The following is a 13,548-nucleotide window of genomic DNA, read 5'->3' as shown; positions in this document are numbered from 1 at the left end:
GGCCGTTCAGCCCACCAACGGAGGTAGACGATGAAAGCAACAGCAAGTGCGCCAGAAGCCGGTGCGCTCCCCCGCGGCACATGCCAAAACCAGCGCTTGCATGCTCTGGCTGAGCGTGTAGCCCGCCTGAATCCCAACAGTCCCACCATCGGCGCAGGCATGCTTGCCTCTCTGGTGAACGATGCTCGTCAAGCACTTGGCCTGCAGCAGGAGCAGGCACGATGAGCACCGCATCTACCAGTACACACGTCTGCACTGCGGGCGCAATCCCCACGATCACGGGAAACGACACTTGGCTGCGAGCTGCGGATGAATCGCGCCGCCATGCGGACGTACTCCGCAAGCATTACGACACCGTCAAGAAGCAACCCCTCCGCAGCTCCCTCTGGGAGGGCTACTGGGCACTGTTGTGCGATGCCGAACAGTGCGAAAAGAAGGCAATCCAGTACGGTGGCTTGTTGCACATCAGCGTGCCTGCTGCGGTCAACCAGGCAACTGCTGAGCTGAAGCGGCGCAGGGTGCTGGCATGAACCTCTACTTACTAATCTGCGCAGGCCGCATGCACACCAAGCTGGCCGACAGCTATGCCGACGCGCTGGCGTGGGGCCGTCAACACTTCAACAACCACGCCGTGCTGGCTGTGCTGGAGCGCTGATATGCCAGCACCTATCCAGCTCGACGGCCCCTACTACCCGCCCACCAAGCAACGCCTGCTGCGCGCCGCGCAATGGCTTGCTGTGTGGATCAGCGTTACCGCCTTTACCGTTGGCGCGGCCTCGGCCATTGCGCTCTCGCTGCAGTTCTAAAGCAAGGGGCGTGCATGTCGTACCCATCCATCGTGATCTACGGGCCGCTGGGCAGCGGCATGCGCACCAATGCCCAGGCCTTGTGCCAGCACTTCGGCCTTGATTTTGTGCTCGACCAGACGGAAGACACCCCGGCCACCACTGCCGCACACCACCCCGTGCGCGGTGCCTTGGTGCTGTCTACCGAGCGGCCCGAGCACACCGATTTTTCCATGTCCTACGCCCTGGCAGAGCAGCACCTGATGTTGTTGCCTGCGGGCTATCCACTGTAAGGAGTTGACCATGCGTACCCAACCCACCCCACAGCTGCACGTATGCCCCCAGTGCAACGGCGTGCACAAGACCCCATCCAGCCTGTTTGACTGCTGCGTCTGGCAGCACGTCACTGCGCCCGAGCGCCTGCAGATGCAGCGCGAGGTGGAAGCGGGCAAGTCCCTGCAGCTGGTGCTGCTGCACCACGGCGCCCAGGCAGGCGATGTTCAGGGAGCATTGGCATGAAGGCGATCACCCTGGCCGCAGATCTTGCGTGCGTCATTGCCCCAAAGCAGCCCACAGCGACAGCTTCTCTCTATTGGAAGCGGTCGCGCCAGAATGAACGCTTCATGGACGGAATTTTCTCATCGATGGCGCTGGCAACCAGGCTGGAGTGCTGGGAACACAGCGACGGCTTCCATGTGATCTCGTCAGTAGAGCACCCCGAGCCAGCCCCCGGCGAAATGGATCTCGGGCCCGAGTACCACATCACCATCACTCACGAGCACGGCCGCTGCAGAAGTTCTGACGCGCTTTGGGTATTGAGTGAGTTTGGTGTTGCCGATGCCAAGGAAGACAACCACGTTCCGAATGGATTTGTGCGCAATTTCTGGCGTCCGGTTGCCGATCACCTGAGCGGCTATGAATGCCCCTGCCAGGACAGCGAGCCTGCCATGCGCGAGGACAAGGGCGATTTCGTTTGGAGAGGGACGCCACGATGAGCCGCGCCCAATCCATTGCCGACAAAAACGGCTGCGATATCGAAACCGCTCAGCGCTATCTCGACCTGGTCGAGGAAGGCTATACGCGCTACGAGGCCTCGGTGATGTCTGGCATGCGCGATCCCGACGAGGCCTGCGACAGCACCCCACCTACCAATCAACTCGGAGCAGATCATGGCAACTGATCAGCATGACACCGTAACGCAGACCCTGCCGCAACCAGGCGCAGGCCCCTTGATGCAGTCTGTACCTGTGCTCAGCATTGCGCGCAGCCTCACCAACCAGCGCAAGCACTTCGATCCTGCCAAGCTGCAGGAATTGGCCGAGAGCATCAAGGCCACTGGCGTGCTGCAGCCCATCCTGGTTCGCCCACTGCCAGTCTCCCGCGTCAAGGATGAAATGACCCAGGCCCGCGCCGAAAAACGCGAGCCAGCCCAGTACGAGCTGGTATGCGGCGAGCGCCGCTGGCGTGCCAGCCAGTTGGCCGAGGTGCCCGAGATTCCGGCAGTGATCCGGCCACTGACTGATGCGCAGGCCCTCAAGGCCCAGGTGATCGAGAACCTGCAGCGCGCAGACATTACCGAGCTGGAGGAGGCCGAGGGCTACGAAAAGCTGATGGAGTCGCAGAACATCAACGCCGACCAGTTGGGCGCAGAGGTGGGCAAGAGCCGCAGCTATATCTATGGCCGTCTCAAGCTGCTGGATCTGTGCGAGCAGGCACGCGAGGCCTTGCGGGAAGGCAAGATTGATCACTCGGTCGCCCTCCCCATCGCCCGAATCCCATCTGAGCAGTTGCAGCTCAAAGCCTTGCAGTACGCCACCCAGACCAACTACTACGGATCTACACCGGGTGCCCGCGAGGTGTCGGCGCATGTGCGCAACAACTACATGCTCAAGCTCAAGGAAGCGCCCTTTGATCGCAAGGATGCCGAGCTGTGCCCCAAGGCCGGGGCCTGCACCGACTGCAGCAAGCGCACGGGCGCCGAACCCGACCTGTTCACCGATGTTGATAGTGCAGACGTGTGCACAGACCCCCCTTGCTTCCACAACAAGGAAGAGCTGCATGCCGCTCGGGTTCGCCAGGCTGCGGAAGACCAGGGCCTGGATGTGATCGACGGGCGCGAGGCCAAGGCCTTGATGCCCAGCGCCTACAGCGGCGAGATCTCGGGCTACCTGCGCCTGGACACCGACAAGGACATCCCCATCAAGGGTAAGCCCCTGCGCAAGATCATCGGCAAGGCCATGGAGCGCTCGGGCATCAAGCCCACCATGATCGTCAACCCCCACGATCCCAAGGAACTGATCGCGGTGCTGCGCCCCGAGCAGGCTCAGGAGCTGCTGCAGGCAGCGGGTGCCAAGGAACACCAGGACAAGCTGCAGGAGCAGACCGAGCGCGAAGAAAAGGAATTGAAGCGCGAGCAGGCCCAAAAGGAACAGCAGGCATACGAGGTCAAGTGGCGCAAGGATCTGGCCAAGGATCTGATTCACAAGGTTGCGCTGCAGGCAGTGTCTTGGGAAGCCATCCCCCGCACCCTGCTCGAATCACTATGCAAGCAGCAGATCAATGCCTTGGATGCCGAATCTATCCGGCAGCTGTGCGATGTGCTGGAGCTGGGCAAGGTTGCCCCGCAGCAGGCCCTTATCGACTGGGCAATGGATCACGACTACGCAGACGTTGCACTGATGCAGTTGATGGTCTGGAAAGACCGCACGCACCGCACTTGGGTGAGGGATTCTGAAAACGCTGTGCTGATGTGCATCGCTGCTGAATGCGGTGTTGATGTAACTGCGTTTCAGAACCAGATCAAAGCCAATCAGCGCGCCGCTAAAGCTACTAAAAAGCAGCAGGAGGCCAAAAAAGCTGCACTCAGTACGCTTTCCGATGATTCATTGAAGCCCCAGGAAGCCGCCTCTACCCCTACCCCCGCTGCGCAAGCGCAGAAGGGGCGCGGGGGGAAGAAGGGAGCCAAGGCCCAAGTGAGCGAGACGCCGAAAACCAGCGAGGGGTTTGCCAGAGCGCAAATTGCCGAAGCCATGCAAGCCGCAGAAAGCCCCGCTGGCGCGGCCGAGAGCACGGGTGATGGTCAGGAAGACATATCAGGCGCGGCTGCGGCCGCGCAGGATGACGATGCGCAGGCTGTGGCTGTCGCCCAGCCTGCGACAGCGCCCTCTCCTACCGCTGCTTGGCCGTTCCCTACGACCAAGCCCCCTGCGGACACGCACGCCGCAAGCGGCGAGCAATTGACTGTTGGCACATGGGTAATCGTCAACAACACCCACAGCAACAAGAAGCTGCGCGGCGAACGCGGCCAGGTGTACTCAAAGGTGCGCGACGACTACCTGATCAACATTCCAGACAGGTCGCCTTTCTCATCAACGCGGGAACACTTGACCCCTTGCGAACCTCCGGCCGCAGCCGCCTCTCCCGCAGATCCCGATGTATTCAAGGAAGGCGCAAAGGTGCGCATCAAGGCCGATGCTGACATCGCTCCTAAGTATGACCGTCTGCGCGGCCAGGAAGGCGAGCTGCGCTACTCCGTTGGCGCGAAGCAAAACGTCTGGCGTGTGGCCTTCCCTGGCGTCATCAAACGCGGTCTGCCTGATGTGCAGTCCTTCAACATCAAAGATCTGGAGATCGTGCAATGAGCAACACCAACGAATTCGCAGCCCGCGAGGCCGTCATTGGCCCAAACATCCTGCTCGCCAGCGGCGTCTATTTTCACTTCGACGAACCAGGCCGCACTGCGGTGAGTGTTGAAGACGTGGCCCACGCACTCTCCAATCTCTGCCGCTTCACCGGCCACAGCCGCAATTTCTACAGCGTGGCCCAGCACGCGGTGCTGGTGTCGCACCTGGTGCCACCAGAGCTGGCATACCAGGCACTGCATCACGACGATGTAGAGGCTGTGATGGGCGATGTGTCCAGCCCGCTCAAGAAACTGCTGCCCGAGTACAAAAAGCTTGAGCGCGAGATCGAGGCGGTGATCCTGTTCCAGAGGGGCATTTTCTCGCCAATGCCTGATGCAGTTAAGCGCGCCGACCTGATCGCATTGCGCACTGAGCAGCGCGACCTGATGCCAGCCATTGGCGGCAGTTGGCACAGCTTGGACGGCATCGATCCGGCCGAGCAGGTGATCGTGCCTATGAACCCAGTTGAGGCACGCGCTGCATACCTGCGCCGCCACGAAGAGTTGTGGCCCGAGTATGCAGCCCGCCATAGCCTGAGCACTGGCGAACAAACCCCAGCTCAGCCGGAACCTGCCAATCAGACAGCGCTTTCCGAGCCGGTTGGAGTGCTGTCTGTCTACATGTACGAATATGACGCCGGAGAGATACTCAAGGCCAGCAGCATCAGCAATATCTGGGAGGCCGTGGAGAAACTCCCGCTCGGCAACTATCAGATCTTCATAAAAGCCACTGGGTTAGCCCCCGCAGTGCCTACGACTTGGCCGCAGCCAGGCGACCTGGTGCGATATGCCCACGGCGAGACAGCACTTGCTTTGCATGGCGATGCACACGCGGGCGGCTGGCATGGTGTGCAATGCATGGGCGGCTACACGTTCTATACGCGAGTTGCTAAGCCATCTGCCGCCGACAGGGCTACCTGGGTGGATTGCGCAGTGCGTTACCGGGGCAAGACACGCGAAGAAGCACGCCGAGAAGCCGGACTGGACACCCGCGCGGGAAAGGATGGTGCAGCATGACCAACCGCCAAATGTTGGAGATTCCAATATCTGCCGCCAAGGAAATTGCCGACAGCTACGGCTACGACCAGGTGGTGATCATCGCGCGCCGCGTGGGTGATGACCCAGACCCACACGGCGAGCATGTCACCACCTACGGTCGTGACAAGGCGCATTGCGGCGTGGCCGCGCGCGTCGGCAACTACATCAAGCACAAGATCATGGGGTGGCCGGAATACACGCCTGCGGCCCAGCCCGCTGATGCGCTGACAGCAACGCCGCCCAAGTCCAACACCTTGTGGCGCCTGCTCACCAACGGCTACGACTGGGACTTTGTGACCGGCGGCAATTTGAGCGAGCGCGACCGCACGGCGCTTGAAGCTAGGGCCAAGAGCACCTGGGCGGCAATCTGCACAGAAGTCAACCCGAAAGGCGTGCATGCCCCGCCAGCTGATGCGCTGACGCCCTTAGCCTTTGCTGTGCCACATAAGGCGATCACTGCCAGCCTCATGCGTGACGACGGCGGAGAGCGACCAACTTACTGCGTGATGGTGGCCTATCCCAGCGAGGCCGATGCCAGGGCAGCACTCTCTTTGCTCTCGGCAGACTCTGCAACCGACAACATTGAGAAGGCCCTTGACGATGCGCTACGGGAGCGGGATGAAGCCGAGGACTTCTGCGTCAAGGTGCTTGACCTGGTACTGGGCGACAGCTGGCATGGATGGTCTAGCGCCTATGGCACTGAAGATGCCTTGCGGCAGGTCGAAGAGATGATGTTTGCGATTGATGCATCGCTTGCTTCAGCACGGACGGCACCGACAGCAGTTGCGCGGTTCGACCTTGATTCATTGCCAAGGCCAACGAACCCACACGATCCATCCATTGAGAAGTCTCGGCATTTCGCATGGGCTCGCGGGGTTGATACGGCATTCGAGGCTGTACGGAAAGCTCTTGCCGCCACTCCGGCAGACTTGCAGGAGGCCAGCACCCCAGTTGAACGCCTGACCCGCTACTGCCCAGGTTGCGGCCATGTTGGCCCGGTTGAAGACCAGTACCGCGATTGCTGCCCGGACGGCAACCAAGCACGAATGATCCCCGAGGCACTTGCCAAGAAATGCCGCGACACATTCAAACTGGCGATTACTTCTGTGCTCGATGTGCAAACAGCGCGGCGCGACTATCGTGCAGCGCAACCCAAATCAGGGAAGGGGTGCGTGAGCGACCTGGAACTGTTGGAGCTTGCTGCCAGGGCTGCAGGCTTGCCATGGGATCAATGGGTAGTCGATGGCGACCCATCCTGGGATCCTCTCTTGGACGATGGCGATGCGCTACGACTAGCCGTGAAGCTGCGCATGCCCTTGTGGTTTGACACCGAAACATCCGTGATCGCCAATCAACGCAATTGCGGAGACAGCGGCATACGTGTTGAAACTGGCGTCAACGACCTGGGAGGCTATGCAGCCACTCGCAGAGCCATCGTGCGCGCGGCTGCTGATATAGCACTAACCCAGAAGCGGGAGGGTTTGTAAATGATCGCAGCTCTGTATGTAGAAACCGATGGGGCCTACTTCAATTTAGCTGGTATCGATCCCTGGGATATACGACGTGACGCCCGCACATATCCGGGGCCGTGGCCAGTTGTCGCACACCCACCGTGCCAGCGTTGGGGTCGCTACTGGCATGGTGCCCCTCGCAAGCCTCACCAGTTTCGTCTTGGCACTGACGAGGGCTGCTTTGCCTCAGCGCTGACAGCGGTACGCAATTTCGGCGGCGTCATTGAGCACCCCAAGGACTCGCACGCTTGGCGGTACTTTGGACTGGCCACACCACCATCATCCGGCGGATGGGTGAAAGCTGACGCTTTCGGCGGCTGGACATGCTGCGTATGGCAGGGCCACTACGGGCACTTTGCAGGCAAGGCGACTTGGTTATATGTAGTCACGATGGGAAGCGACGGCTTCTTGTTTGATGACCCGATCCTCCCAGAGCTGACCTGGGGCCCGAGCGACAGCGGCCCGACGCAGGAAATGGTCGAGCGCTACGGCTACGAAAAGGCCCGCCGCGTCGGTCGCATGGCGCTGGTGGGCGGCAAAGACAAGACCCGGATTCGTAACTCCACGCCACCGGAGTTTCGGGATTTACCGATCTCCATGGCTCGCAGCGCTTCCCCGAAGAACAGTTTCAGCCAACCTGCAAAGGAAAGCAAATGACCCACGGCCGCAAACCCCGTAAGCCGCGCCTGGTGCGCAACCCGCTCACGCATGCCAATGAGCACGTATCTGGCCTGCGCCCGCACGAGCTGTCCAACGTCCAGCGTACCCTTGATGACTGCCTGGCCGCGCTGCGCCATGTTCGGTACGAGCGCGAGCATATCCAGGCCTTGAATACCTTCTGGCAGATATCGCAGGAGATCGAGCGTAGCGGCATCGTGAAGGGCTTCACCGAGCAGATCAACGCAGCCCAACAGGCCGCTACCGCCATCTTCAACAGGTGCGAGACGCCCAGCGGCTGGCATGCCAAGCCCCTGCGCGGCCCCGAGCTGGCCGCACTAGATGACATGGCGTACTACTACATGTTCCAGATCCGCAATGTGACCTACGGCGAACTGCACCGCCTGCAGAACAAGGTGATCCACCGTGCCAAGAGCATGGGGCACGGCACCGAGCACATCAAGGCCGAACAACTGCACGTAGACCTGGTGGACTGAAATGCCGCGCACCGATTTTTCTACCTGGCAGCGCGAAACGCTGGAGCGCTTTGCGCGCGAGGTGGCCGACGAGAACCTGCAGTTGCGTGCAGACGTGCGCACTGCCCTCAATGGCTACCGCCGCGAAGTGCTGCAGCAGGCCCCACAACAAGAACAAGACGAGTAACAGCCATGACCTTTGTGACCATTACACCCGCCTACCTGAACCGCGAGAACGCAGCGGCTTACCTCGCCATTGGCGTGGACACCTTCAATGACCTGCTCAAGCAAGACAAGACATTCCCGCAACCGCGCTCGCTCTCAGTCAGGCGCGTGGGCTGGCTGGTGGAAGAGTTGTACGAATGGGCAAGCAAGCGCCCCAAGGCTGACAACCTACCGCCCCCCAACACCGGCCACAAGAACCGCGCTAGGGGGCCGCGCTCGCAGCCAGCGCCTCATAGTGAGAGCTGATGATGGCGAGCCACTCACGCCGCTCTTTGTCGTATGTGTGCCGGTCATACACGCCTACGATGCCCGTGGGCATGTGCCCGATTACCGCCTCGGCCACGTCACGCGGGCATCCCAGTTTAGATAGCTGCGTGCGCGTGGTACGACGCAGATCATGCGGGGCCCATTCAGAAACCGGCAGCTTTGCCCTTCCCTTTTCGCTTGGATTGTTGCCGTAGGGCTGCTTGCTCCATACCTGAGTAGCGATTGACTTCTGATTCGTAGGCAAATGCCGCTCCACTTTCCGCACACGCGGGAACAGCCAGCCATCACCCTTCTCGGCCTTCCGGCGCAACACAATCTCCAGCGCCCGCCCAATCAGCGGCACACGATGATCGTATGCGGCATCATGCCCCTCAATCTTGATCATCTCGACTGGCACCGTCACCCACCACCCATCAGCTTCCTCGGCCACCCACTCACCCCGCAGCGAACAGATCTCGGAGCCACGCATGGCCGTCCATAGATAGAGCTGCAGCACGTCAGCCACCTGGCGCGAGAAATTGGGCATCCACCGCAGCACCTGGCCGACCTCTTCATCGCTTAGAACGCGCTTGGCCGTTACGTACTTGCCCAGGCGCACCCGACCCTTACTACGCAGCCGCCCCTTAAATATCTGCCGCCAGTGGTTTGGCGTCTCTTCCGGCACCCGTCCGGAATCGATAGCCAGATCCCAGGCCGCTCCCAGCTCCTGCTTGAGCATGCGGGCCTGGATCGGGGTGTCCTCCATCACGCTGATTACATCGTAGGCATCCGCTCGCTTCACCTCGGGCACGCGCAATGCACCAAACTTGGGCGTGATGTGCCTCTTGAATAGTCGTTTGATCTCATCCTGGCCCTTGGGCTTGCGGCGCTTCTCGATGTGCTCCGTGATGTACATCTGCACGATGTCGGCCACGGTATCCCCACGACTAGGCGGCTGCGGCCGCGCGGCTTTCGCCTTGGCCTTGGCTGGCGACACAACAGCCTGGCCCTCCCCGCGCTGATCACGCAACACCTCCCAGGCCGCCACGGCCGCTGCATATGACACTGCAGGCCACTGGCCGATTGCCACCTGTTTCATTAACCCGGTCAGTGGTGACTTGTATCTATAAATCCACGACCGGCGCGTCTTACCAGCCACTAACCGCAAGCCCGGGGAATCAGTTACGGTAATATGTTCACCCGGTTTCAGCAGCTTTGCTGCCCGTGCATCAAATGTCATGGCGTACCATTAGATATATATAGCCAGGCGTAGGATTTATTGCACACCAACCGCACCGGCGTAGGATGATTTAAAGAACTTCTCTTTTCCTACGCTATTCTATCCAGTGCAGACCCGCGCAAACCACATGTAAACCCGTTGACGACGGACATTGATATTTGGATTTATTCCAATAAAAACAAATAGATGAGATCGAAGAACATGGAAAATCAAGCACTTACAAAAGCTGATTTTTCATCACACACGCCGATGATGCAGCAGTACCACGCTGCAAAGGCTGACCACCCCAACACCCTGCTGTTCTACCGCATGGGGGATTTCTACGAGCTGTTCTACGGCGATGCCGAAAAAGCCGCTCAGCTGCTCGACATTACGCTCACGCAGCGCGGCCAGTCGGCTGGCCAGCCGATCCCGATGGCGGGCGTGCCCTTCCATGCGCTGGAGAACTACCTCGGCCGCCTGATCAAGCTGGGCGAATCCGTGGCGATCTGCGAGCAAGTGGGCGAAGTCGGCGCCAGCAAGGGCCCGGTGGAGCGCAAGGTGGTGCGCGTCGTCACCCCTGGCACGGTGACCGATAGCGAATTGATGAGCGACAAGGCCGAGGCCATGTTGCTGGTGGTGCACCAGGCGCCGCGCGCACGCTGTGGCCTGGCCTGGCTCAGCGTCACGCAGGGCAAGATCTTCATGGCCGAATGTACCAACGAAGACCTGGCTGGCTGGATGGCACGCATCGCGCCCAGCGAAGTCGCCTACAGTGCCGGTGCCACGCAGCGCTTTGAACAAGAGCTTTACCAGATGCGCGGCAGCGGCGCGCTGGCCTGCCCGCTCACCCTGCGCCCCGATTGGCAGTTTGACGAAAAGCTCGGCGAGCGCAAGCTGCTGGAGCAATTGGGTGCTGCCAGCCTCCAGGCCTGGAATGCGCAAGAACTGTACGCGGCCCACGCCGCCGCCGGTGCGCTGCTGCAGTACGCCGAACACACACAGGGCCGTGCACTGCCGCATGTGCACAGCATCCACGTGGTGCGCGATGATGCCCTCATCAACCTGCCCGCCACCACGCGCCGCAATCTGGAGCTGGTCAAAACCCTGCGAGGAGAAGACAGTCCAACCCTGTTCTCGCTGATCGATACCTGCCAGACCGGCATGGGCAGCCGCCTGCTCAAGGCCTGGCTGCTGGAGCCTAGCCGCGACCGCAGCGAAGCCAGCGCACGCCTGCAGGCCATTGGCGTGCTGCGCGGCGACAGTGGCGCTGCCTCGGCGGCGCCCTGGCAGATTCTGCGTACAGAACTCAAGGGCGTCTCCGATGTCGAACGCATCACGGCCCGCATCGCGTTGCGCCAGGTGCGCCCGCGCGAATTGGTGGCGCTTGGCCTGACACTACAAAAAGCAGAGCAACTGGCGCGCAATGGCTCTGCGCCAGCACCGCTTTTAAACCAGATTTTTGATGCATTGCAGCCGCCACGCGATGCGATGGAATTGCTCATCCAATCCATCGCCCCCGAGCCTGCAGCACTGGTGCGCGACGGCGGTGTGATCGCCAACGGCTTTGACGCCGAACTGGACGAGCTGCGCGGCATCCAGACCAATTGCGACGAGTTCCTGCTCGACCTGGAAACGCGCGAGAAGGCGCGCACCGGCATCACCAACCTGCGCGTGCAGTTCAACAAGGTGCATGGCTTCTATATTGAAGTGACCAGCAGCCATGTTGGCAAGGTGCCTGACGACTACCGCCGCCGCCAGACGCTCAAGAATGCCGAGCGCTTCATCACGCCCGAACTCAAGGCCTTCGAAGACAAGGCCCTGTCCGCGCAGGAGCGCGCGCTGCAGCGCGAAAAATGGCTGTACGAGCAGGTGCTGGACCAGTTGCAGCCGCATGTTGCCCAGCTCAGCAAGGTGGCGCAGGCCATTGCGTCGCTGGATGCGCTGTGCGCGCTCGCCGAGCGCTCGCTCACGCTGAACTGGTGTGCGCCTCAGTTCGTGCCCGAGCCCTGCATCGACATCGATGGCGGCCGCCACCCTGTGGTGGAAGCCCGCCTGGCAGAAACCTCCAACGCCTCGTTCATCGCCAACAACACGCGCCTGTCCACCCACCAGCGGCTGCAGATCATCACCGGCCCCAACATGGGCGGTAAATCGACCTATATGCGCCAGGTGGCGCTGATCGCCCTGCTTGCCAGCATGGGCAGCTATGTGCCCGCCACGCGCTGTTTGCTCGGGCCCATCGACGCCATCCACACCCGCATCGGCGCGGCTGACGATCTGGCCAACGCACAATCGACCTTCATGCTCGAGATGACCGAGGCCGCGCAGATCCTGCACAGCGCCACGCCCAACAGCCTGGTGCTGATGGACGAAATTGGCCGCGGCACCAGCACCTTCGACGGACTGGCGCTGGCCAGTGGCATTGCCACGCACCTGCATGACAAAACCCGCGCGCTGACGCTGTTTGCCACCCACTACTTCGAGCTGACCGAGCTGCCTGCCAAGGCCAGACACGCCATCAACATGCATGTAGCGGCCACCGAAGCGGGCAGCGATATCGTGTTTCTGCACGAACTGCAACCTGGCCCCGCCAGCCGCAGCTATGGCGTGCAAGTGGCCAAGCTGGCCGGCATGCCCGCGCCGGTGCTCACCCATGCGCGCCATGCACTGGCGGCGCTGGAATCGCGTCAGGCCGCCAACGACACGCAGGTTGACCTGTTTGTCGAACCTGTGTCGGCCGACGTACCTACGCCCAGCGCGGTGGAAGCGAAGCTGCGCGAACTGCAGCCCGACACCCTGACACCGCGCGACGCACTCGATCTTCTCTACTCTCTCAAACGACTCGCAGACAAGTCATGACCTACTGTGTAGCGATCAAATTGAACGCCGGACTGGTGTTCCTCTCCGACTCCCGCACCAATGCGGGCCTGGACCATATCAGCACCTTCCGCAAGATGATGGTGTACGAAAAGCGCGGCGAGCGCTTTCTGGTGCTGCTGTCTGCCGGCAACCTGTCGATTTCGCAATCGGTGCGCGAGATCCTGCAGACCCAGCAGTTGGAAGACGAAAACGGCGGCCCGCCGATCACGATCTGGAACGCCAAGAGCATGTTCGAGGCTACGCGCGTGCTGGGCGCGGCCGTGCGCCACGTGTATGAACGCGATGGCAAGGCGCTGGAGCGTGCCGGTGTCGATTTCAACTGCAGCCTCGTGTTTGGCGGTCAGATCGCAGGCGAGAGCCCACGCCTCTTCCAGATGTACTCGGCGGGCAACTTCATCGAGGCCACGGCCGAGACGCCCTATTTCCAGATTGGCGAAGCCAAGTACGGCAAGCCTGTGCTCGACCGGGTGCTCACACCCCGCACGCCCTTGAACGAAGCTGCCAAGTGCGCGCTGGTGTCGATGGACAGCACCCTCAAGTCCAACCTGTCGGTCGGCTTGCCGCTCGATCTGGTGGTGTATGACACCGATGCGCTGCAGTGCGACAGCATTGCCTGCATCGACGAGCACAACGCCTACTTCCGCATGGTGCGCAGCACCTGGGGCGACAAGCTGCGCCAGGCCTTTGACAGCATCGACGACCCGCGCTGGGACCACGGCAACGCTGCGGACTCTATCCAGCCCACGCACAGCCACGCCAAGCCGGTCAAGAAGATTACCGATTCGCAGACGATGCTGTAAGAGCCCGTTCAAAGCACTGGTGGCCT

Annotated in this window: 17 protein-coding genes; 16 read left to right on the top strand and 1 reads right to left on the bottom strand. The window is 61.3% G+C overall.

Annotated elements, in window-relative coordinates; genetic code table 11:
- Window positions 1–221 precede the first annotated feature (221 nt).
- From ACH2DG_RS12780 to ACH2DG_RS12715, 14 genes are read left to right on the top strand one after another with little or no spacing between them, the layout of a single operon-like run.
- On the top strand, window positions 222–530 hold the full coding sequence (locus ACH2DG_RS12780) for a hypothetical protein (protein WP_395026569.1): 309 nt from the start codon (window positions 222–224) through the stop codon (window positions 528–530).
- A complete protein-coding gene (locus tag ACH2DG_RS12775) occupies window positions 527–655 on the top strand; it encodes a hypothetical protein (protein ID WP_395026567.1) in 129 nt (42 codons plus the stop codon). The genes ACH2DG_RS12780 and ACH2DG_RS12775 overlap by 4 nt, the downstream gene beginning before the upstream one ends.
- Before the next feature lies 1 nt (window position 656).
- Window positions 657–806 carry a hypothetical protein gene (locus ACH2DG_RS12770; RefSeq protein WP_395026566.1) on the top strand — a complete coding sequence of 50 codons (150 nt, stop codon included), beginning with the start codon at window positions 657–659 and terminating at the stop codon, window positions 804–806.
- A 14-nt stretch (window positions 807–820) separates the two neighbouring features.
- Window positions 821–1,078, top strand: coding sequence for a hypothetical protein (locus tag ACH2DG_RS12765; protein ID WP_224153240.1), 258 nt, complete (start codon window positions 821–823; stop codon window positions 1,076–1,078).
- Between the two features lie 10 nt (window positions 1,079–1,088).
- Entirely contained in the window at window positions 1,089–1,304 is a 216-nt protein-coding gene (locus ACH2DG_RS12760; RefSeq protein WP_395026565.1) for a hypothetical protein, read from the top strand.
- Complete coding sequence (locus ACH2DG_RS12755; RefSeq protein WP_395026564.1) at window positions 1,301–1,780, top strand: hypothetical protein; 480 nt, start codon at window positions 1,301–1,303, stop codon at window positions 1,778–1,780. The genes ACH2DG_RS12760 and ACH2DG_RS12755 overlap by 4 nt, the downstream gene beginning before the upstream one ends.
- Window positions 1,777–1,965, top strand: coding sequence for a hypothetical protein (locus ACH2DG_RS12750; protein WP_395026563.1), 189 nt, complete (start codon window positions 1,777–1,779; stop codon window positions 1,963–1,965). The genes ACH2DG_RS12755 and ACH2DG_RS12750 overlap by 4 nt, the downstream gene beginning before the upstream one ends.
- Entirely contained in the window at window positions 1,955–4,426 is a 2,472-nt protein-coding gene (locus tag ACH2DG_RS12745; RefSeq protein WP_395026561.1) for a ParB/RepB/Spo0J family partition protein, read from the top strand. The genes ACH2DG_RS12750 and ACH2DG_RS12745 overlap by 11 nt, the downstream gene beginning before the upstream one ends.
- The gene (locus ACH2DG_RS12740) at window positions 4,423–5,484 is read left to right on the top strand and encodes a hypothetical protein (protein ID WP_395026559.1); all 1,062 of its coding nucleotides are present in this window, start codon (window positions 4,423–4,425) and stop codon (window positions 5,482–5,484) included. Before ACH2DG_RS12745 ends, ACH2DG_RS12740 begins: the two co-directional genes overlap by 4 nt.
- Window positions 5,481–6,992: a hypothetical protein gene (locus tag ACH2DG_RS12735; protein ID WP_395026558.1), complete on the top strand. Its 1,512-nt coding sequence runs from the start codon at window positions 5,481–5,483 to the stop codon at window positions 6,990–6,992. The genes ACH2DG_RS12740 and ACH2DG_RS12735 overlap by 4 nt, the downstream gene beginning before the upstream one ends.
- The gene (locus ACH2DG_RS12730; RefSeq protein WP_395026557.1) at window positions 6,993–7,673 is read left to right on the top strand and encodes a hypothetical protein; all 681 of its coding nucleotides are present in this window, start codon (window positions 6,993–6,995) and stop codon (window positions 7,671–7,673) included.
- On the top strand, window positions 7,670–8,170 hold the full coding sequence (locus ACH2DG_RS12725) for a hypothetical protein (RefSeq protein WP_395026555.1): 501 nt from the start codon (window positions 7,670–7,672) through the stop codon (window positions 8,168–8,170). The genes ACH2DG_RS12730 and ACH2DG_RS12725 overlap by 4 nt, the downstream gene beginning before the upstream one ends.
- A 1-nt stretch (window position 8,171) precedes the next feature.
- Window positions 8,172–8,336, top strand: a complete 165-nt coding sequence (locus tag ACH2DG_RS12720; RefSeq protein WP_395026553.1) for a hypothetical protein — start codon at window positions 8,172–8,174, stop codon at window positions 8,334–8,336.
- 5 nt (window positions 8,337–8,341) lie between these two features.
- Window positions 8,342–8,620, top strand: coding sequence for a helix-turn-helix transcriptional regulator (locus ACH2DG_RS12715; RefSeq protein ID WP_395026552.1), 279 nt, complete (start codon window positions 8,342–8,344; stop codon window positions 8,618–8,620).
- Here ACH2DG_RS12715 and ACH2DG_RS12710 read toward each other — a convergent pair.
- Window positions 8,577–9,860, bottom strand: coding sequence for a tyrosine-type recombinase/integrase (locus ACH2DG_RS12710; RefSeq protein ID WP_395026550.1), 1,284 nt, complete (start codon window positions 9,858–9,860; stop codon window positions 8,577–8,579). The two genes, ACH2DG_RS12715 and ACH2DG_RS12710, sit on opposite strands and share 44 nt — an antisense overlap.
- Window positions 9,861–10,109: 249 nt before the next feature.
- Between ACH2DG_RS12710 and mutS the strand changes: the two genes are divergently transcribed.
- Window positions 10,110–12,701 carry a DNA mismatch repair protein MutS gene (gene mutS / locus ACH2DG_RS12705; protein WP_395026657.1) on the top strand — a complete coding sequence of 864 codons (2,592 nt, stop codon included), beginning with the start codon at window positions 10,110–10,112 and terminating at the stop codon, window positions 12,699–12,701.
- Entirely contained in the window at window positions 12,698–13,522 is an 825-nt protein-coding gene (locus tag ACH2DG_RS12700) for a peptidase (protein ID WP_395026548.1), read from the top strand. Before mutS ends, ACH2DG_RS12700 begins: the two co-directional genes overlap by 4 nt.
- Window positions 13,523–13,548 lie beyond the last annotated feature (26 nt).

It is taken from the genome of Comamonas odontotermitis (assembly GCF_040396735.1).
Classification (GTDB): domain Bacteria; phylum Pseudomonadota; class Gammaproteobacteria; order Burkholderiales; family Burkholderiaceae_C; genus Comamonas; species Comamonas odontotermitis_C.
The sequence above is the reverse complement of the archived record's forward strand: the minus strand, read 5'-3'. Positions and strand labels throughout refer to the sequence as shown.

What these genes read in the sequence shown, in the direction of transcription:
- ACH2DG_RS12780 (WP_395026569.1), top strand. Translation starts at nt 222, where the DNA reads ATGAGCACCGCATCTACCAGTACACACGTCTGCACTGCGGGCGCAATC.
- ACH2DG_RS12775 (WP_395026567.1), top strand. Translation starts at nt 527, where the DNA reads ATGAACCTCTACTTACTAATCTGCGCAGGCCGCATGCACACCAAGCTG.
- ACH2DG_RS12770 (WP_395026566.1), top strand. Translation starts at nt 657, where the DNA reads ATGCCAGCACCTATCCAGCTCGACGGCCCCTACTACCCGCCCACCAAG.
- ACH2DG_RS12765 (WP_224153240.1), top strand. Translation starts at nt 821, where the DNA reads ATGTCGTACCCATCCATCGTGATCTACGGGCCGCTGGGCAGCGGCATG.
- ACH2DG_RS12760 (WP_395026565.1), top strand. Translation starts at nt 1,089, where the DNA reads ATGCGTACCCAACCCACCCCACAGCTGCACGTATGCCCCCAGTGCAAC.
- ACH2DG_RS12755 (WP_395026564.1), top strand. Translation starts at nt 1,301, where the DNA reads ATGAAGGCGATCACCCTGGCCGCAGATCTTGCGTGCGTCATTGCCCCA.
- ACH2DG_RS12750 (WP_395026563.1), top strand. Translation starts at nt 1,777, where the DNA reads ATGAGCCGCGCCCAATCCATTGCCGACAAAAACGGCTGCGATATCGAA.
- ACH2DG_RS12745 (WP_395026561.1), top strand. Translation starts at nt 1,955, where the DNA reads ATGGCAACTGATCAGCATGACACCGTAACGCAGACCCTGCCGCAACCA.
- ACH2DG_RS12740 (WP_395026559.1), top strand. Translation starts at nt 4,423, where the DNA reads ATGAGCAACACCAACGAATTCGCAGCCCGCGAGGCCGTCATTGGCCCA.
- ACH2DG_RS12735 (WP_395026558.1), top strand. Translation starts at nt 5,481, where the DNA reads ATGACCAACCGCCAAATGTTGGAGATTCCAATATCTGCCGCCAAGGAA.
- ACH2DG_RS12730 (WP_395026557.1), top strand. Translation starts at nt 6,993, where the DNA reads ATGATCGCAGCTCTGTATGTAGAAACCGATGGGGCCTACTTCAATTTA.
- ACH2DG_RS12725 (WP_395026555.1), top strand. Translation starts at nt 7,670, where the DNA reads ATGACCCACGGCCGCAAACCCCGTAAGCCGCGCCTGGTGCGCAACCCG.
- ACH2DG_RS12720 (WP_395026553.1), top strand. Translation starts at nt 8,172, where the DNA reads ATGCCGCGCACCGATTTTTCTACCTGGCAGCGCGAAACGCTGGAGCGC.
- ACH2DG_RS12715 (WP_395026552.1), top strand. Translation starts at nt 8,342, where the DNA reads ATGACCTTTGTGACCATTACACCCGCCTACCTGAACCGCGAGAACGCA.
- ACH2DG_RS12710 (WP_395026550.1), bottom strand. Translation starts at nt 9,860, where the DNA reads ATGACATTTGATGCACGGGCAGCAAAGCTGCTGAAACCGGGTGAACAT.
- mutS (WP_395026657.1), top strand. Translation starts at nt 10,110, where the DNA reads ATGATGCAGCAGTACCACGCTGCAAAGGCTGACCACCCCAACACCCTG.
- ACH2DG_RS12700 (WP_395026548.1), top strand. Translation starts at nt 12,698, where the DNA reads ATGACCTACTGTGTAGCGATCAAATTGAACGCCGGACTGGTGTTCCTC.